General features: G+C 63.6%; 11 protein-coding genes and 1 pseudogene. All 12 read left to right on the top strand.

Annotation, left to right across the window (positions count from 1 at the left end):
• Positions 1 to 338, top strand: a pseudogene (locus tag ACG2LG_RS21580) (glycoside hydrolase family 127 protein); the annotation flags it as partial.
• Between the two features lie 592 nt (positions 339 to 930).
• A complete protein-coding gene (locus ACG2LG_RS21575) occupies positions 931 to 4578 on the top strand; it encodes a hypothetical protein (RefSeq protein WP_396262560.1) in 3648 nt (1215 codons plus the stop codon).
• Between the two features lie 5 nt (positions 4579 to 4583).
• On the top strand, positions 4584 to 5297 hold the full coding sequence (locus ACG2LG_RS21570) for a hypothetical protein (protein ID WP_396262558.1): 714 nt from the start codon (positions 4584 to 4586) through the stop codon (positions 5295 to 5297).
• Positions 5298 to 5611: 314 nt separating this feature from the next.
• Positions 5612 to 9229 (top strand): hypothetical protein, encoded by a 3618-nt coding sequence (locus ACG2LG_RS21565; RefSeq protein WP_396262557.1) that lies wholly within the window; start codon positions 5612 to 5614, stop codon positions 9227 to 9229.
• Between the two features lie 17 nt (positions 9230 to 9246).
• The gene (locus ACG2LG_RS21560) at positions 9247 to 9966 is read left to right on the top strand and encodes a hypothetical protein (protein ID WP_396262555.1); all 720 of its coding nucleotides are present in this window, start codon (positions 9247 to 9249) and stop codon (positions 9964 to 9966) included.
• Positions 9967 to 9984: 18 nt separating this feature from the next.
• Positions 9985 to 11388 (top strand): DUF3863 domain-containing protein, encoded by a 1404-nt coding sequence (locus ACG2LG_RS21555; RefSeq protein WP_396262553.1) that lies wholly within the window; start codon positions 9985 to 9987, stop codon positions 11386 to 11388.
• A 240-nt stretch (positions 11389 to 11628) separates the two neighbouring features.
• The gene (locus ACG2LG_RS21550) at positions 11629 to 12849 is read left to right on the top strand and encodes a sialate O-acetylesterase (protein ID WP_396262551.1); all 1221 of its coding nucleotides are present in this window, start codon (positions 11629 to 11631) and stop codon (positions 12847 to 12849) included.
• Between the two features lie 35 nt (positions 12850 to 12884).
• Positions 12885 to 15200: a DUF6288 domain-containing protein gene (locus tag ACG2LG_RS21545; RefSeq protein ID WP_396262549.1), complete on the top strand. Its 2316-nt coding sequence runs from the start codon at positions 12885 to 12887 to the stop codon at positions 15198 to 15200.
• A 6-nt stretch (positions 15201 to 15206) separates the two neighbouring features.
• Positions 15207 to 15398 (top strand): hypothetical protein, encoded by a 192-nt coding sequence (locus ACG2LG_RS21540; protein ID WP_396262548.1) that lies wholly within the window; start codon positions 15207 to 15209, stop codon positions 15396 to 15398.
• Positions 15399 to 15477: 79 nt separating this feature from the next.
• Positions 15478 to 16884, top strand: coding sequence for a sialate O-acetylesterase (locus ACG2LG_RS21535; RefSeq protein WP_396262546.1), 1407 nt, complete (start codon positions 15478 to 15480; stop codon positions 16882 to 16884).
• Positions 16885 to 17047: 163 nt separating this feature from the next.
• Positions 17048 to 18106: a metallophosphoesterase gene (locus ACG2LG_RS21530; RefSeq protein ID WP_396262545.1), complete on the top strand. Its 1059-nt coding sequence runs from the start codon at positions 17048 to 17050 to the stop codon at positions 18104 to 18106.
• Positions 18107 to 18381: 275 nt separating this feature from the next.
• Complete coding sequence (locus ACG2LG_RS21525) at positions 18382 to 20157, top strand: Ig-like domain-containing protein (RefSeq protein WP_396262543.1); 1776 nt, start codon at positions 18382 to 18384, stop codon at positions 20155 to 20157.
• Positions 20158 to 20195: the final 38 nt, after the last annotated feature.

Genomic DNA, 20195 nt, shown 5'->3' with positions numbered 1-20195 from the left:
CCATGCCGGTTCGCCGCATCCATGCCCATCCCAAGCTCGAAGAAAACCGTGGCCGGGTCGCCCTCATGCGCGGACCGGTCGTCTATGCCTTCGAGGGAGTGGACAATCCGGGGCTTGATTTGTTTGAAGTCGAACTGCCGGTCGATGCCAGGCTGAACTCCGAGCACAGGCCGGATTTGCTGAACGGCGTTACGGTCGTTCGGGCCACCGCGATGAATGCCGAAGGCAAACCGGTCACCCTGACCGGGATTCCCTACTATGCCTGGGCCAATAGGCATAAGATGCCCATGAACCTCTGGCTGAAGGAGGCCCTGCCCGAAGACGACCTGAAGCCGTAGATTCATGAGCCACACAAATCGACAGAACCACAAGGTAGGGACTCTCGGTTGCGGCAGGTCACGACGGCTTGGAACGTCAACGTCGGCAATACGGTCAACGCGACCCGTCAGATCACAAGCACGGACAACGACGTCTGTCCCGCCACGGAGAACAGCGTCAACAGTTCCTGGAACGGAGTCGACTGGCAACAGCTCCGGGGCCACCTCGAATCGCCGCCGTGCGCGAGCCATGAAAACTCCCGATCAACCCGGGAAAATGGTGCCCCTGAACAAACCCAGCCCCTCGACCCCATGGTGGTCCGGAGGGATGAATCCATGGGGAGGCTGCATGGATTCCAGACAGGGTTCATTGAATTACAAAGTTGCCAGGGACAGGAATGCCCATAGCTTTTGAGGGGAGCATGCAATGTGCATACAAGACAAGCGATCAATCGGGCTTGGGGGGTCGCGATGTCTCCCGAATCATCGCCGTCGCCGGTCCCAGGCAAAATCGAGGAACACTGCCATGAAGAAGGGGTTTCGCCACTCAACCCATGACCGTTCCCGGAAGCTTCAAGTTTCCGGGTTCAGCCTCATTGTCACGATTTCGTTGATGGTGCTGCTGAGTCTGCTGGCCGTCGGCATGCTGAGTCTGGCCGTGATTTCGCTCCGCAAGAGCGACGGCAGCATCGCGCTGGCCGAAGCCCGTGCGAATGCGCGGATGGCGCTGGTGGTGGCACTGGGTCAACTCCAGAAGGAGATGGGGCCGGACAGGAGGGTGAGCGCAAGCTCCGGGATTCTCGGGACCTCATCGGCGCCCGTCACCAAGCCGAACATCACCGGCGTGTGGGACTCGTGGTGGGACTTCAACCCCGCGACGGCTCCGGACTACGCCGGCGAGAAAACCAATCGATTCCGGCGCTGGATGGTGTCGGGTGCCGATCCGGGGGGGAGGGACTTTGTGACCGGTGAATGGAATGGCCGGACGATCGAGCTCGTGGGCAACGGGTCGCTTGGGGCTGATGCGACGGCGGCCGAGAAGGTGACCGCCGGGCTGGTGCCCGTTTCGAGAAACGGCAAGACCGAAGGTTCCTATGCCTGGCATGTGGCCGACGAATCCGTGAAGGCGCGCATCAATCTCTATCGGGATCCCGAGAGAAACGACACCCTTGCGCAGAAGCGCGCCCTGGTCGCGGGGCATCGGCCGGATCCTTCGGTGATTCCGGGACCAGATGGGAACCTGCTGACCTACTTTCCCACCGATCAGACCGCGGCCGGGTTCGCAGAGGCCGCGACCAGCGTGGGCAGGATCACGGATCTCGATCAGGCCGAACTGCTGGATCAGGCAATCGGCATGATCAAGCCGCTGCGAAATGACATCACTCCCTACTCCCTCGGGGTGATGGCGGATGTGCGTGGCGGCGGCCTGAAGGAGGACCTGACCTCGGTGTTCGAGATGGGTGCGACCCCGGGTGGCAGGCTGCCGCCCGAATTCGAACGCAGGAGATTGTATCAATCCACCCACGGGATTACCGGCATCTCCGATCCCAAATGGAACGCCCTGGCGGCCTACTACAATTCCTTCCGCAATCTAACTGATGCGGACACGAACCCAACCATCGCCGTGGAAGCGGATTCCAGCTTCACCGATCCGGTGCCGGATGGGTTCAATCCGGCTCCGGTCATCGCCAAGGTGGACACGATCTTCGGACTGGTCGGACGGCCCCTGACCGATGTCGGCTGGATCGACAAATCCAAGTTCGATTACTTCGTGGACATGGTCTTCACGCCGGTTGTCACCCTGCACAACCCCTACAACTTCAACATTTCATTCCACAAGATGGAGGTGACCTTCACCAACATTCCGCTGGGCTTCAACTTCGTGCTGCAGGAAGGCGGCCCCGGGGCCGGCGGGGGAGGTTCGAAGAGCGTGGTTCCGGGAACCTTTGAGACCCTCAACACCATGGGCCAGAATCCTCCCAACCGGGGCGAGAAGAAGTTCGTCGTGAACATCGCCAATTGGGCCACCAACGAGCCTCTGAAAACGAATTCCGACATCTCGGGGCCGATCATCATGAAGCCGGGGCAAACCCTGATCTGCGGCCCGATCCTGCGCCCTGATTCTTCCTTCTACAGGGATGCCCGGTCCGGCTACAACAATGACGCGTATGATTGGAGCAAGCGGAACAATCTGACCGAGAAGATCAAGGCGAAGCCCTCTTTCACACCGGGTCTTGGATTCGAGATCACCGCCACGACGATCAGCAATACCCGGTTCGGCTCCGGCATGGGAAGCTGGTGCAGCTACCTGATGCTTCGCGACCAGAGGGCGAGACCCAAGGTTTCACAGTCCACGGTGACGGATCGGTTCCATGTGGAGTTCAAAATGCAGAAGCCCTACTGGTACACCGACAATCTCGCGAGTTCTTCTGCGACACTGAACAAGATCGAGGCCGACCCCTCATTTTCGGTGACCGCCAAACTTCAGGCCTCCGAACGCGGGACGCTCGAGGACTATGCCCAACTTGAATTCAATTACAGGGACAACTCGACCCTCAACAGCGTTTTCGACGACCGGGTTTACCGCTATCCGCCCACCGGCTCCCTGACCGGTTCGCAGGTCGGTGCCCCGGGCGGGGTCCTCTACAACGAGCAGGGGGCCTATGTGCATCCGATCGCGATTTTTTCGGTCTACTCCCGTACAACCAATGGCGGCGTGTATGAAACCAACAGGCGGAGCAAGAGCCAGTCCGACAGCCCGCAACTCAACCTGCTCCGGGACGGACGACTTGCGGGCAAGCCCTTCGTTTTCCACAATCCTTCACGGTCGAACTTCGCGATGGACCTGGCCAGCGAAAAGCCGGGGGTCCAGGCCTACGAGTTGAACTTCCAGCCCTTCCTGAGCCAGGGTGATTTCCAGGACTACATGGATGTGGATGCCAGCAACCGGGTTCCCTGCCTCACCGGAAACAAGACCACCACCGGGATCAAGTCCGGCAGCTACCTCGAACTCCCGTCGGGTCCGCTCCAGACCATCGCCGACTTCCGTCGATCCAACGCGCTCACGACCTCGTATCTGCCGCAGTTCGTGCAGCCGGTGGGGAATTCCCTCCTTCACCCATTGATGTCGCCGGATCGGGTGGTCGAGCGGAATCCGGATGTGTCGGCCCAGTCCCTGCTGGATCATTCGGTGCTGGCCAATCATGCGCTCTACGACCGCTTCTATTTCTCGACCTTTGCCACCCGGGACGGATCCAAGCCGGACATCGTGTTCGAGGAGTTCATGACCGGCACCGCACCCCTGGCGGCACAGGCCTTTGAACCTTATCTGCCCAGGGGCAAGTCCGTGGAAGACGCGAAAGAGGAGCTGTTCACGGGCGGATCACCGCGTGACACGGCCTACAGGTTTGCTTCCGAGTATCAGATGGTGCGCGGTCCCTTCAACGTCAACTCGACCAGTGTCCGGGCGTGGATGGCGGTCCTCGGATCGATGAACAAGGCCGATCTCCACACCCTTTGGGCCCGCAGCGCCGAGTTGGAATCGAACCGGTCGGAAGGCATTCCGATCACCGCCATGTCGTTGCTAAATGGTGGGGCCATTGATGATGCCGGGGTGGATGGTGCCAGAATCGACAACGAAAGAACCAACGAATGGAACGGCTATCGCGAACTCACGCAGGACGAACTCGAGACCCTGGCTCAGAGGATGGTCGACGAGGTGCGCGAGCGGGGCCCGTTCCTTTCGATGTCCGAGTTTGTGAACCGTCAGGTGGGTCCGCTCGGTCCCCGAACGCTGCGGGGAGCCATGGAGGCGGCCATCGCCAAGGCGGAGATCAACGAGGAGGAGAACGCGGAGCCGCTTGATAGCTTTCTGAACCAGGTTCCGATCGCCCGCGACGATGTCAGTGATCCGAAGCTCTATGCCTATCAGACCCCGGAAGCCACCGCCGGGAATCCTGCGGTGGGTGCGCCGGGCTGGGTCACTCAAGGGGATCTGCTGCGGATTCTCGAGCCGTCCGCAACGGTCCGGGGGGACACCTTCGTCATCCGTGTTTACGGGGAGTCACAGGATTCGAGCGGCAAGGTCCTCGCCAGGGCCCATGCCGAGGCCGTGGTGCAAAGGGTGCCGGATTATGTGGATTCGGTGGATCGTCCGTCAGTGAATGTGTACACGGAATCCACGGCGGCCGCGGCCAACAAGATGTTCGGCCGCCGTTTCAACATCGTTTCGTTCCGCTGGCTTTCAGAGCGGGAAATCTGACGCCCATGATCCCCCGGTTTTTCGCTTCCGTCCCCGTCTTCCTCGGACTTTCACTGGCACTCCATGCTCAGGAAAATGAAGAGGTGGTTCCGCTGAAGTTCCGCGCGGTCCTGCACGATCCGGTCAACCCGGTTGCGAACCTTTTTTACGCGGAGCCGTCGGGAGAGAGGGTTCCGTTGAGCTTCAGGCCGAAGGCTTTGACAGAAACCCTGCTTTCGCCTCCGATCAACGGGAGGCTGGTGCTTTTCGACAATGCAACCGTGGATCCCGAGAACCCCATGGCAGGCATGGCGGCGAGCGTCAGGATTCCCGAAAGGATTCGTCAGGCGATTGTGGTGGTGATGCCCGGACCGCCCGATCAAGGACCGCCCTACCGCATGCTGGTCATCGATGACTCGAGGAATGCGTTCCCCCCCGGGGAGTCACGGGTTCTTCCCCTGGTCGGCGTGGAGATCGGGGTTCAGGCGGGCGAACACCGGCTGTCGGTCCGTCCCGGCAAGATCACCAGGGTGCCGCCCGTCAAGAAGGTCAATGAGTTCAACATGGCCCAGACGAATTTCTTCTACAAAAGGGGGGAATCGTGGACGGTTTTCACGGAGCGGCAGTTGCAGTATCTCGACGCCTGCCGCCGCCTGTTCATCGTCCATGCGACGCCGGGCGCCGTGGCCCCGACGGTGACGACCATCGTTGACATGGCTCGCGTCGGGCTGCCGCGTTGAGCGGTCGGTGAGACGGGTTTCAAGGCTGGGGTCCCCCCCGGATGTGGCCGGGCGGGCAGCCTCTGGAGGAGGACGGAGCGGGCATTCCATGAAAAGGCGGATTGTCGTTTCCCGGAGATTGCCGTAGCGTTTCCCTCCCACGTCATGGGCATGTGGATGGGGGCGTCGCTTCGCTGGGGTCAACTGCCCGGTGGATTCTCCCTCCGCATGCGCTCCAAAACCCCTGCCTCGTCTTGACCGGAAGCCCCATCTCCCGATCGATCGCAGCGCGTTCCCACCCCCGAGGCTTCGCGCTGGTCGTCACCATTTCGCTGATGGTGCTGCTGTCGTTGCTCGCGGTCGGCCTGCTGAGTCTTTCGAGCGTGGCGCTGCGCGGGACGACGATGGAATCCGCCCGCTCCGAGGCCCGCGCCAATGCCCGCCTGGCCCTGGTCGTCGCGCTGGGGGAGCTTCAGAAGGAAATGGGGCCGGACATGCGGGTCAGCGCCGAGGCGGCTCTTTTCGACCAGAATATCGAGACCGAGAGAATCGATGGGGTGGCGCAGCCACATTGGATGGCCTCCTACCATTCCTGGGGCGGCTGGCTCAACGACTCCTACGCCCCTCGCGGAGGCAGGTCTCTGACGATCGCCGACACTTATGGACCCCGGCGTGAGCCGATGTTCCGGCGCTGGTTGGTTTCGCTGCCCGGGGATCTGGGGAACGACATCAATGCGGCATCCAGTGGTGGGGGTCTGAATGCGGACAACTCGGTGGTGTTGATCAACGGGGGAACGATCGGAGAGTTGGCCATGGATCGTCCCGAGAAGGTCACCCGCGCTTATCTGGCGGGGATTGGGGAGAGCGGCCGGCATGCCTGGTGGATCGGCCCGGAGAATCACAAGGCGAAGGTCGATCTCGGGGGTGGGGAGCGTGCCCTTGGAGTGGACACCTGGGCGACGTCCCAGGGCAGCACGGCCGAGGTGGGCGTGTCCGCTCTGCCGGGGTTTGAAGTGCTTGAAAGGAACCCCGAGCTGGCAGCGAAACTGGCGACCCTGCAGACGCTCGGCCCATCCGGAGTGGATCCGCTGGCGGCAAAGGAGCACTTCTTCGACCTCACCGGCATGAGTGGCGGAGTGCTGGCCAGTGTTCGCACGGGACGGTTGAAAAAGGACCTGAGTCTGCTCTTCGAGCAGGACGCCGCCGACCTGCCCGACCGTTATCGATTCGACCAGGGAGATGTGCGCGAGCCGTCGATCCGCCCGATGAGTCCCGATCTGGCATCCAACAGCCCCCAGACTCCGGGCCGGCACTTCGCCTCGTGGTCCGGGATGCGGCACTACTACCGCATGTACCGGAGCGACAGCGACGCCCTGTCTCCGGCGTGGACAAACGGCGGCACCAGCGGCAAGCCCGCGCTGAACTGGTCGGGTGCCAAACCCTACACCGACGTGGTTGCCACCAGCAATTGCTTCAGCAACAGCTCGAACGACTGGGACGGCAAGGACAGTTACCTGCGCATCCCCGTGCTGGCCAAGTTGACCTTCATCCACAGCCTGATGACCGAGCGGGCGGGCACTTCCAATGGCGAAACCACCTACCGTCTCTATCTCGTCTACACGCCGGTTTACACCTACTGGAATCCCTACAATGTCGAGCTGCGCATCCCGAATGGCGCGCTGGCCGTGCTGAGTTCCGCCTACAAGATTTTCCCCCTCCGCGCCCAGCTCTACACCAATGGGACCCCTATGGGGGGACCGAAGGAGATCTTCGTCAACAACACCTGGTCGCAGGTGCAGTCGGGCTCGGGCGGCGACGTCGTCTTTCAGCCGGGTGAATTCCGCCTGTTCTCCCACGACACGATCACCGGCGGCATCTTCGGCACCGAAATCGAACCGGGATTCGATCCAATGGCCTACGGTGGACAGAAGGTCCAGCTCCAGGATGGCAGCAAGCGCCTCTTCACCGAGTCGGACCGGCCGGCGCTGGAGCTGCAGTTCAGCCACTCGGTCTGGGGCGGCAACGTCAACCACGGCAACACCCCGGGGTCACTGGACGTCGTGCAGGACTGGGCGCCGGAGGGGGCCGGATCGCGCAAGCGCATGGCGCTCAACTATCAGATCGATTGGTTCAACACTGCCCAGTACTACACTCCCATCACCGTTCCCGGGGAGGCGCCGGGATGGATATTCGACAATCAGCCACTTCCCGTGGCCTTCACCCAGCTGACGATGAAGGGACTCTCGGAGTATGCCTACGAGAGCATCAACTGGGCCGAGGACTGGCGCTGCCGGAACTGGCTTCACGCTCCCGCCTTCAACCTCGGGTCCGGGATCTACATCTCCGAGGACGAGGGCATCGCCAACGCGCAGCGGACGAACTGTCCGTATGTGATGAACTTCGGACCGATCCGGGGCCCGGAACTTCCGAAGGTGGTGTTCCATATTGGCGAGAAGGCGTTCCTCGGTTCCGGGGCCTCGCCCTTCGAGAAGATCAACGCCGCTCCCGCACTCGAGCTGCCAACGGCTCCCGTTTCGAGCCTCGCGGGATTCGCCGGCATGCGGATCAAGCCCGGCTGGACCGAGTTCCAGACCATCAATCCGGCGTGGTCCGAGGGCAGCCAGAGCTGGCACGCCACGGCTGGCCGGTCGCTGGTCGGCGCAGAGGTCAAGGCGCTGGCCTATCAGAGCGGCGTGACCGGGCCGGGCATCGGCAACTCCTTCGCCCATCCGGTGATCCCCAGAACCGAGGTTTATCAGTTCTTCAACAACTCCGTGAGCATGGACCCGGTCGACCGCCGGGATCCCGGCCTCGGCCACGTCGCCACCGACACCAAGGCCTTCAGCGACTTCTGGGACCATGCCTTCCTCCTGAATGATGCGCTGTGGGACGATTACTTTGTTTCCTCGCTGGCCGACCAGCGCCGCCCGGGGGCAAGTGCGGCGGTGAGTCTGGACGAAAACTTCGACCGCCTCGTCGCCGGCGAGCCGATCTCCAACGTCCGCTATGATTACCATGCCGGAGGGCTCCCGAGGGCGAAGGTCAAGGCGGACCTCGAGGCGGAAGACGGGTATCTCAGGGCGGCGGCGCACCTGATGGTCGATGGCATGTTCAATGTGAACAGCACCTCGGTCGATGCCTGGCATGCGCTCTTCGCCGGCATCCGCGAGCGGCAGGTGGTCTATCGCGACGAAAGTGGGCAGCTCCGACCCGTCGAGGTTCCATCAGGCAAGCGAATCGCCCTTTCCCGATTCGAAGTCGCGACCTCGGGAGAGGAAATGGACGGCCCGGAGTATGGGGTGGACCGGGGGGACGGCGTGCGGGGATGGTCCGGCGTCCGCTTTCTCGAGGATGATCAACTGCTCAAGCTCGCCGGGGAGTGCGTGAAGCAGGTCAAGCGGCGCGGCCCGTTCCTGAACTTCGCCGAGTTCATCAACCGTCGGCTGTCGGATGACGAACTCGGTCTTCGCGGGGCGCTGCAGAGTGCGATCGACTACGATGATGGAAACCCGGAGTCCGGCTCGATCAACTACCGTTTCAAAAACGGGCCGGACTTCATGATGGATCAGGGTCATCTCGGGACCGACGAGTATGAGACGCCCGAAGCGGTCGAGGGATCGCGCTTCACCGGCATCCCCGGATACCTGATCCAGTCCGACCTGTTGCGACCCATCGCCAATACCCTGTCGGTCCGCGACGACACCTTCCGCATCCGGGCCTACGGCGAGTCGCTCGACCAGAATGGCGACGTGGTGGCACGGGCGTGGTGCGAGGCCATCGTGCAGCGGATTCCGGAGTACTACGATCCGAGGAATGATGCCGACGAACCCGCGCGGGAAATGGATGCGAGTGGTCGCTTCGTCGAGAACGGAAACCTCACGGATACGAACCGGCGTTTTGGCCGGCGTTTCCAGATCGAGAGTTTCCGCTGGCTGAGCGCCGGTGAAATCTGACAGCCTCCGGCCCGCTGATGCGCGTCCTCCTTCTTGCCCTCTGTCTTCTTTCGCTTCTGCCGCTGCCTGCGCAGGATGGCGAGGATGTCGGCCGGGGCAGGGAAGCCGGTCGCCGGGCGTGGTTGGTGGCCACGGCCATCCCCGACGGGATCGAAAATCCGATCCAGGTGCTGGCAGGCAAGGAACTCACCGAGGTGCTGCTGTCCAAACGCTCGATCGGTGACTCGGTGGCGGCCCCCAAGGATGGCATCGTCCGCGTGGTCCGGCCGAAGCCGGCGGCGGAACTGGTCGAGGGGGAGGACCCCTACATCACGCTGGCGCAGGCAAGGATTCCGGAGTCCGTCCGCAAGGCGCTCATCATCCTGGTCCCGGCACCGCCCGCGGACGCGCCGAAGGTCTTCCGCACCAAGGTCCAGGACCTCGCCGAGTTCCGGGGTGGCGGCACGCTCTACCTGAATCTCACCCCCACGGAGATCGGCGTGAAGCTCGGCGATGCCACCATCCCCCTCAAGCCCGGCGCCGTTCGCGTCCACAACGTTTCCAACCTCAACAAGCCGACCAACGCCCCGGTCAGCTACCATTTCCGCGATCCGGAGAAGGACGAGTGGAAGCTCATCAGTGCCTCGACCCTGGTCCTGCGCCCGACCCGCCGCGAGATCTGCATCTTCAGCGTCGATGCCCGCTTCGGGCGAATCGACTACCACGGCGTGACCTTTCCGGTGGAGCGCGAGCCGTGAACGTGCTGTGCTTGCGCCATGAGGGTTCGCGTTGCCATTCTGGGTATCTTCACCGTGCTTGTGGGACGCCCGGTGATCGCTGACGAAGCCGCGGCGGACTCCCTCATGGGCCACCGTTTCCTCACGCTCGCGACGGTCGTGCGGGTGAACCAGATCGAGGTCACCCGCGACATCTCGCACGGGCCGGACGAGTCGGCGATCCACGGGCCGGAGGAAGCCCGGACCTTCCGCGAGGCGATCGAGGAAAGCTGGCCCGGTGGACGCATCACCTGGGCCTTCAGCTGGAAGGCGCTGCACGACGAGCGACCGCGCTACCGCGAACTGCGCGAGGTGGTGGTGAAATACCACCGCGAACTCGGCGACGAGATCACCTTTATTCCCGGCGCCTACTTCGCCAACATGTACAACACCCGCGAGCAGGTGAATCGCGACCTGCACGAGGGCCTGAAGAAGGTTTCGGAGATGGTCGGCGGCGGCTACCGGCCCAAGGCGGTGATCGCCGGATTCCTCGCCGCTGAAAACCAGCGCTACCTGGCCGAGGAGGAGGGCATCCACGTCTGCCAGGGGAACATCTGGAGCCAGTATGCGGTGGACAACGGCGACGGCGAGGGCTCGATCGCCTACCCCTACTACCCGTCGCGCGAGCATTTCTGCAAACCGGCCCAAGGGGAGGAGGACTTCATCGACTGCGTGAACCTCGACGGCTGGACGATCGACTTCCTCGCCGCCCGCATTCCCGGGGCGAAGATGGTCGATGGCGAGAAGCACCGCAGCCGCATGGGCGTCGGCCCGATCGAGACGGTGATCTGGCTCGGCACGGAGCAGGGCACGAAGCAGATGCTCCACACCACCGCCACCCACTTCGACCGGGGCTTCGAGCTGAACGGCTTCGGCTGGATCACCTGCACCTGGGAGCTGGGGCTGGTCGAGGCGCGCAAGATCTACGGCTACCAGGGCCGCAACGGCATGGAAGGCCTGCGCATCTGGCTGAAGGAAACCCGCAAGCGCTGGCCGGACGCCCAGCTGGTCACCCACGGCGAGTTCGGGCTGCGGTGGCGCGAGCATTTCAAGAGCAACGACAAGCTCAACTACCGCTTCGAGCAGGAGGGCTCGGGCATCCGCGCCTCGGTGGCGGGCGAAAAGGTCCGCTGGTTCATGAATTCCGACTTCCGCCTCGGCCTTCAGCGCAAGGACGGCGGCCCTGAGGAAATCTTCGATTTCACCCGCTACGACCTGCCGGCGAAGGAACCCGCCGATCCGACCCCGGGCAAGCCGACCCGCAACTGGAGCCTGATGAACCGCCTCAACCAGAAAGGCGTGCGCCCGCAGGACCAGCCGATCGCGCCGGACCAGCTCACTGCGGAGGAACGGCAGCTCATCCGGCGGCACTATCCGGAGCTTTTCGAGGCCGCGGAGGAGTAGCGGCCAACCACGGCCGGTATGTAGAGGACCTTCGGCCCCCTACGCCATGGGCCCTCCCCCGCCCCAATCCTCGGCAGCGGGTCCCCAATCCCGGATCTTTCATCCCCCATCCCCCTCTCTCCAGCGGATCTGTGGCCCCCGGTCTGAAGTCTGAAATCTCCAAATCTGGAATCCCAAGCTCGGATCGGTGGAAAGGCGGGCTGGACAGGTCCAGTAGAGTAGGTCGAACCGAATTACCCCATGAAAACTCCGTTTCATCATCTCCCGGCCCTCGCCCGCATCGGCGCCCTCTTTGTCCTGCTTGCCTCGTCGCTGGCAGCGCGAACCTGGACCAGTGCCGATGGCTCCGCCACCTTCGAAGGCGAACTCAAGGCCTACAACCCGGATACCGGGGCACTCACCGTGACGCGCGCCGACGGCCGCGACCTCACCTTCAACCAGGACAAGCTCTCCGCCGACGACATCGCCTTTCTCAAGGAAAACGGCGCGGTCGCCCCGCCCGCGGCTGCGGGGTCTTCCCGGCCGTCTTCTTCCGGAGGAGTCAAAGAGCTGCCGGACGTGCTTCCCGATCCGGACGGTGAGGAAGCCGACATGAGCAAGCCGGTCCAGGTGTTCATCCTGATGGGCCAATCGAACATGCTGGGGTTCGGGAAGACAGCCAACCTTGAAGGCATCGCTGCCGACAAATATCCCTATCTTCTCGATGACGGCCTGAACTGGACCGTGCGGAAGGACGTTCGAAATGTGTTCTTCTGCATGGGCGGGCTGAGACACAACGATTGGTTGACCGCTGAAAACGGGAACGGAAGTGGAAAGTTCGGCCCGGAAATCGGCATTGGAAATTACCTGGGCTACGCGATCGACGCGCCGGTGCTGATCTTGAAATCATGCGTGGGCAACCGTGCCTTGGGCTGGGACCTGCTGCCGCCCAGTGCAGACGGCACGGGAGCCAAGGGCCAATCCTACCAAGGGGACTCGGAATACGGGAATCGACAAGTCAGTGAAGAAGTCAAAGCAGCGAATGGCTGGTATGCAGGCCTCCAATATGACCAGGACGTGGGCGCCGCCCAGAAGGCCCTGAAAGATTTGTCCACCTATTATCCCGACGCCACGGACTACGAAGTGGCAGGGTTCTTCTGGTGGCAGGGCTGTTCTGAAGGCAAGGGGAGCGTCGAGAACTACGATAAGAACCTGGCCTATCTCTTCAGTGATCTGAAAAAGGACTTCAATGCCCCCAACGCCAAGTTTGTCTGCGCGACCCTGGGTGAGCACGACAAGGATGCGACTCTTTCCAAGAAGATGTTCTCCTTCGCGGATGCGGACAAGGATGCCGAGGTGTTCTTCTCCAAGCCGGTCTCCAAGGGGGGTAGCTGCGGTCACTACGGGGGCGATCCCGAGACCTACATGAACGTCGGCGAAGGGATGGGCCGGTTGATGGTCGAGTTGCTCCAGAAGAACTGAGCAAGGCCCGGCCGACCACTCTGACACGCACCGGCATGACTCCATTCCGCCCCTTGTTCGTCTTCATGCCGGCGCTCGCTGCGCTGGCGCTCGCCCTCTCGCCGGGTCTGCTTCCGGCCAAGGACCACTACATCGGCCCCGCCGGCTTCATGGCCACGACCTCGAAGACCGAGGTCAAGGTCTCGAAGATCGAGAAGGGTTCCCCCGCCGACGGGCTACTCAAGCCCGGCGATGTGATCGTTGCGGCCGGCGGCGAGAAGTTCTCGGAGAATGCCCGCCAGGAAATCGCGGCGAGGATCGACGAGGCGGAGAGCCAGGCGAACGAGGGGAAGCTCAAGCTCACGCTCAAGGACGGCCGTGAGGTCGAGCTGAAGATCGAGGTGCTCGGCACCTACGCCGGGACCGCCCCCCACGACTGCGCCAAGACCGATGCGATCGTCACCAAGGTCGCCGACAAGCTTCTCGAGACCGGAAAATACAAGGACGGCCAGCTACTGGTCGGCTGGCTCGGGTTGATGGCCACCGGTGAGGACAAGTATCTCGACGTGGTGAAGAAGGAGTTGCCGCAGCAGGACTGGGCGAAACCCAGTCGTGCCGACTTCGAGGCGCTGCTGCGCGGCGAGAAGGACATGGGCTACGTCGGCTGGTACTGGGGCTACGCGCTCATCACGCTGAGCGAGTATTTTCTGATGACCGGCGACGAGTCGGTGCTGCCGGCGATCGAAACCTACGCGCTTTCACTGGCGCGCGGCCAGGATGCCGCCGGCACCTGGGGCCACCGCATGGCGGTGCCCACCCGTGGCATGCGCCTGCCCGGCTACGCCCACATCAACCAGCCCAGCCTTTCCTGCCTGATCGGGATGACACTCGCCGAAAAGTGCGGGGTCGGCGGCAGGGAACTGCGCGAAGCGATCGACCAGTCCATCGCCTTCTTCGGCACCTATGTCGGCGAGGGTGCCATCCCCTACGGCGTGCACGATCCGAACTCGCGCATCTTCAACAACAACGGCAGCAGCGCGATGGCGGGCATTGCCATGGCCATCCGGCAGAAAAACGACGGTGCCGAGTTCTTCTCCCGCCAGGCCGCCGCCGCCCACGACATCCTCGAGACCGGCCATGCAACCTACTACTTCAACGTCCTCTGGACCCCGCTTGGTGCGGCCGTCGCCGGGCCGGAAGTGACCCAGGCTTTCTACGATCGCTCGCGCTGGCTGCACACGCTCTACCGCAGCTGGGACCACCGCTTCACCCACGACGGTGGCGAGTCGAAGGCGGGCAACAGCCCCGGCTCGCTGCTGCTGGCCTACTGCCTGCCGCGCCGCAAGCTCCACATCACCGGCAAGGAGGCCGACCAGAGCCTGTGGGCCAAGGCGGACGAGGTCCCCGGGATCGTGGACCTGAACCAGATCGACTACGCCGCGCTTGATGTCGATGGTCTGCTCGCGCTCTTCGGCCATTCCGCCCCGCAAGTCACCCGCCGGGCGATCTGGACGCTGCGCGAGAAGGAAGGCGAATTCATTCCCAGGCTGGAGACGATGATGGAGAGCGGCACCGAGATCGAGAAGCGCAGCGCCATCGGCTACTTCGGCTACGGCTGTCCGGAGGAGGTCGCGCGCCCCCAGCGGGAGCGGATCGCGACCCTGCTCAACGACCCGGAGCAGCCGCTCAGGGTCCGGGCCGCCGCCGCCGCCGCGCTGTGCTGGATGGGCGATGCGGCCTATCCGCACTACCCCGACATGATGCGCTTCATCCTCGAGGAAAAGGACGACCCCTTCGGCCTCATCGACAAGGGCGTGGGCGGCAGCCTCAACATCCTCTGCAAGGATCCCTTCAAGGTGGGGCTGGCCGCCGACAAGAAGCTCTTCTACGACACCGCCCGCAAGCTCGCGCAGAACAAGCGCGCCGAAGGCCGCGATGCGGCGATGAAGATGCTCCGCGGCATGCCGGCCGAGGATTTCCATCTCGTGGCCGAGGAGATCCGGGAGGTCGTGCTCAACCAGAACCCGACCTTCCATTCCTACCACAATCCCCAGACCGCCGTGCAGGAAGGCGTCCTCATCCTGGCCGATCTCGGGGTCGAGGAGGGCCTCGACTGGGCCAGCGACACGCTCGACACGCCCTGGGGCAAGTGGGGTTTCAAGGCCCGCGCCTTTCTCCAAATGGTCGCCGCCTATGGAGGTCACGCAAAGCCGGTCGTCGACAAGATCAAGGCCGACCCCGAGCGGGTCCGCATGCTCAGCGGAGGGCGCTGGGCGAAGATGTGGGAGGCCATGCTCAAGGCTTCCGAGCAGCCCGCCCAGAAGCCCTTGATCTCCTTCGAGGAGGCGAAGAAGGCGGGGCAGCCGAAGTAGCGCGTCATGAAATTTGTCGCCCTCATCGCGACGGCCACCATTGGCGTCCTGACCGCCGCCGAAAAGCCCAACGTGGTTTTCATCATGGCCGACGACCCCAGGGAACAGACCGACCTCGCCGGGAAACACCCGGACAAGGTGGCGGCGATGAAGAAGGAATTGGATCGGATCCGGGACAGTAGTCGGTCGCGGCGTTGAGGTCGCTCCATTCAGCGAATCGATCCATTCCGAATTTCAGGAATGGAAGGATGTCCCGGGATTTGGAAGGGTCCGACCGATGAAGTTGTTCAGTATCCTTCTCCTCCTGGCGCCAGCCCTGGCGGCGGCCGAACCCACCCTTGAGCCCCGACTCGGTCTGCCATTCCGCGACCATGCCGTGCTGCAGCAGAAGATTCCGCTGCCCGTGTGGGGAACCACGCTGCCCGGAGCCGAGGTCCGCGTGACGATCGGAGAGCAGGGCATGACGACCGTCGCGGACGACCAGGGTGCGTGGCGCGTGACACTGCTGCCGATGAACGCGGGCCGGCTGGCGTCGGACCACGCGGTGCCCAAGGGGCTGACCCTGACGGCCACCGCCACCAAGGACGGGGCCGAGGCGACCACGCGCATCGAGGACGTGCTGATCGGCGAGGTCTGGCTCTGCGCCGGCCAGTCGAACATGGCGGGGAAGATGCGCACCAACGTGACGCGACATTTCCCGACCGACTCGATCGAGAGGGCAAGTTATCCGGCCATGCGGCAGATGGTCTCGCCTCAGGACGAATGGCTGGTGTGCTCGCCGGAGACCGCTCCGGAGTTCAAGAAGGTGTGCTTCTTCTTCGGGCGGAAGGTTTTCGAGGAGACCCTCGTGCCGGTGGGCCTGATCAATGCAGCGGTGGGAGGTTCGAAGATCGAGCCGTGGCTGAACCAGAAGCCTTACCAGAGGGGCCCGCACTACGAGTCGATGATCGAACCGCTCGTCGGCTACGGCCTGGGCGGGGTGCTGTGGTATCAGGGCGAGAGCAACGCCAGGGAGGATGGCATCGGCTACCTGCCCAAGCTGAAATCGCTCATCACCGGATGGCGCGCGGCGTGGAAGCAGGGGGATTTTCCGGTCTACTATGTGCAGCTTCCGGGCATCGGGACTTCTCCCACCGATTTGCCCGCGATGGGCGACGGCCGGGCGGGGATCCGTCAGGCCTACTTCGAGGCCCTCGAGTTGCCGAACACCGGCATGGCGATCGCGCTCGACATCGGCGACGAGAAGGAGCACCCGCCGAACAAGTACGACACCGGCGTGCGCCTCGCGCATCTGGCGCTGCACCACGATTACGGCTTCAAGGACCTCGTCCCCAGTGGCCCGCTCTACAAGGAACATGCCATCGAGGGAAAGGTCATCCGCATTCGCTTCGATCACGCCGAGGGCGGACTGATGATCGCCGAGAAGGAGGGATTCCTGCCGCCGAAGCCCAGGCCGGACGCGAAGCTCGGCTGGCTTTCCATCCAGGCAAAAGACGGCACCTGGCACTGGGCGGAGGGGAAGATCGACGGTTCGGAGCTGGTCGTTTCCAGCCCCGAAGTTTCCGAGCCGGTGGCCGTGCGCTACGCCTACACCAATCATCCGGTCGGCCCGCTCCTCTACAACAAGGCAGGCCTGCCGACAGGACCCTTCCGGACGGATGATGGTGGGGAGACCGGGGAGTAAGGCGGTCGCTGCGGCTTCCAGCCGCATGTGCCTAACGATGGCGGCAAGAGGCCGCAGCCACGCCCTTCTGCGCCTCGGCATCGACGACAGGGATCCTTGAAACCCCCGGCCTGCCGCGGCAGTAATGTGCCTACCGTCCCCTCCCCGGCGAGACCCATTTCCCATGACATCCCATCCGACCCGCCGCCAATTCCTCCGCACCGGGGCCCTCGTCCCGGCGACCTGCATCCTCGGTAGGTCCGCTCTCGGAGCCGAGCCGGCCTCGTCCATGCAGGCCGGCCCGCCGCCACTGCCCGGCGACGGATCGTTCACCATCGCGGTGCTGCCCGACACGCAGAAATACTGCCACGCGAACCCCGAAAACTTCCACGCCCAGACCCGCTGGCTGGTCGAGAACCAAGAGGCCCGCAAGATTGCGGCCGTGCTGCACCTCGGTGACATCACCGACCACAACAACCCGCCGCAGTGGGAGGTCGCGCAGGCGGCGATGAACCGGCTTGACGGGCATCTCCCGTATTTCTTCGTCCCGGGCAACCACGACTACAGCGAGCGCGGCAGGGCCACCGATCGGACGACCCTGCTCAACGACTACTTTCCGGTCGCCAAGTTCCGGAAGCTTCCGACCTTCGGCGGCACCTACGACAAGGAACCGGACAGCATGGTCAACAGCTACCACCGCTTCGAGGCCGGCGGGCGGAAGTTCGTGGTGATCGGCCTGGAGTTCGGTCCGCGCGCCGACGTCGTCCGCTGGGCCAACGAGGTCGCCGCGGCACACCCGGACCGCGAGGCGATCCTCATCACCCACGCCTACACCTACTTCGATGAGACCCGCTACGACTGGAAGAAGTTCGGCAGCAAGCAAAGCTGGAACCCCCACACCTACGGGGTCGGCAAGGGTCCCGACGGCGACGTGATGGATGGCGAGGAGCTGTGGCAGAACCTGGTCAGCAAGCACGAGAACTTCATCATGACGCTCAACGGTCATGTCCTGAACGACGGCCTCGGCCGCGTGACCAGCGCCACGCCCGGCGGGCGCGAGGTGCATCAGCTGCTGGTCAATTTCCAGATGAAGCCGAACAGCGGCAACGGCTGGCTGCGGCTCATGGAATTCACGCCGGAGCGGAAGGTGGAGATCTACGACTACTCGCCCGTGCTCGACCAAACCAATCTCGGCCCCCAGAACCGCCTCACCCTGGATCTGGCGAAGGTCGGGGCGGGCTGACCGGCGGGATCTAGACTGCGGCGCTTCAGCGCCGCTCTCCCCATCGCGATTCATCGCGGTGCCGACGGAAGAGTGCGGCGCTCGTTCTCCTTCCCACGTCCCGGCCGGCGTGCGCGCTGGATCGGGCGATAGCGACCGGACCGGAAAAGATCGGGGAAAATGTGACCGATCCCGGGCGGATGGTATTAGGCCTTGCCGCATCCTCCGGGGATGCGCGCCAACCCCTTTGCCCAGGCGTCGTCCCAGTCGACGGCCCCCTTACCCAACGAAACGCCATGAGAAACCCAACCCGCTCCCTCCTTCATCTCCTCCCTCTCACGCTGCTTGCCGGCACCGCCCATGCCGCCTCCATCTACGACGACAGCTTCAATTATGGCGACGCCACCGTGGCGATCGGTGGCTTGGGAGCTTGGAGCAGCGGCTCGTCCGTCCTGAAATACGATCACGACGGCGGATTGGACCATCCGGCGATGAGCGGCGAGACCGGCGGGGCGATGTGGCTCGACTTCACGGATGCAAGATCCGCTTCCGATTCCTCGATCAATTTCGATCTCACGACCTTGTCGGAAGGCGACGCCGTCTGGATGGCCGTGCTCTTCCAGTATGTGTCCGGAAACACACCCCATGAACTCGAGGTTTCGGGCGGAACGGTTTCCGCCATGGGCGTGACGATCTCTTCAGCAGGCGGCGTTTTCGTCAAAGCCACCCTCAACCAGACGGTGAATGCATCCAACAACACCGGCCTCAGCCTGACCGACGGCACGCACCTGATGCTTTTGCGCTACACCAAGGGCGCAGGCACCTCGCCGGTGGACAGCGCGGTGGACCTTTGGATCAATCCGGCGGACGTCTCCAGCCCCACCGCGCTGGGAACGGCTGACTGGACCCTGGACAGCACGGACGGGCAGGTGAAGTGGGGTCGGGATGGAAATGTGCTGTCCAGCATCTCCGCCACTCCCTCGCAGCAGGGCCGTATCGACGAAATCCGCCTCGCCACCACGCTTGCGGATGTGATCGCTCCGGCGTCGGATACCACCGCGCCGTTGATCGCATCGACCAACCCGGCGGATGACGCCGGCAACGTATTGGTGACGGCCACGCTCTCGGCCACCTTCGACGAAACCATCGAGTTGGTGGATGGCGGCACGATCACCATCGACGATCTCGACGGGGGGGCCGACACGCTGATCACGCTGCCGGATCCGGAAGGGCGGGTTTCGCTCACGGACCAGACGGTGACGATCACCCCGGATACCCCACTCGCCACCAACACCAGCTATGCCGTCCTGATCAGCAACGACGCCGTCAGGGATTTCGCGCCGACACCGAATTTCTTCGCCGGCATTTCCGATCCCACCATCTGGAACTTCCAGACCGCCGCGGACGGCACTCCGCCCGCACTCTCGCCTCCGACCTCGCCGGTCGACGACTCGACGGACGTGGCCCTCGATGCGATTCTCACTGCCACCTTCGATGAGGATGTCGTGGCCGCCAGCGGCAACATCACCGTCGACAACCTGAGCGGCGGCAGCGACTTCGTGATACCCGTCACCGATCCGCAGGTCACCGTTTCCGGAAGCACCCTGACGATCGATCCGACCACCGATTTCGCGCCGGGCGCCAACTACGCGGTCCGCATTGCCGCCGGTGCCCTGACCGACACCACCGGCAACGCCTACCCGGGAATCCTGAACAACACCACGTGGAATTTCACCTCCGTGGCCGACACCACCAACCCGGCACTCGTTTCCCTGTCGCCGGCCGATGAAGGCTTCATCGGTGCCTCCGGCAGCCTGGTGGCCACCTTCGATGAGCCGGTCACGGCCGGCACCGGCAACATCACCGTCAAGAATCTCACGCAAACCACCCAGACCGTCTATGCCGCCACCGATCCGGAGGTCACGGTTTCCGGGAATCAACTCACGCTCACACCCGGCGCTCCCCTCGTGGTGGGCGACCAATACGCCGTCCAGATTGCGGCCGATGCGGTCACCGATATACTTCTCGGCATTAACTTTTCGGATTCTCGAACAGCTGGAAGTTCTCGGTAACCAGGCTTTGAAGGCATGCACGATTTTCGCCGCTGAGC

Origin of the sequence: Haloferula sp. A504 (genome assembly GCF_044385805.1) — a bacterium.
Classification (GTDB): Bacteria; Verrucomicrobiota; Verrucomicrobiia; order Verrucomicrobiales; family Akkermansiaceae; genus Haloferula.
The sequence above is the reverse complement of the archived record's forward strand: the minus strand, read 5'-3'. Positions and strand labels throughout refer to the sequence as shown.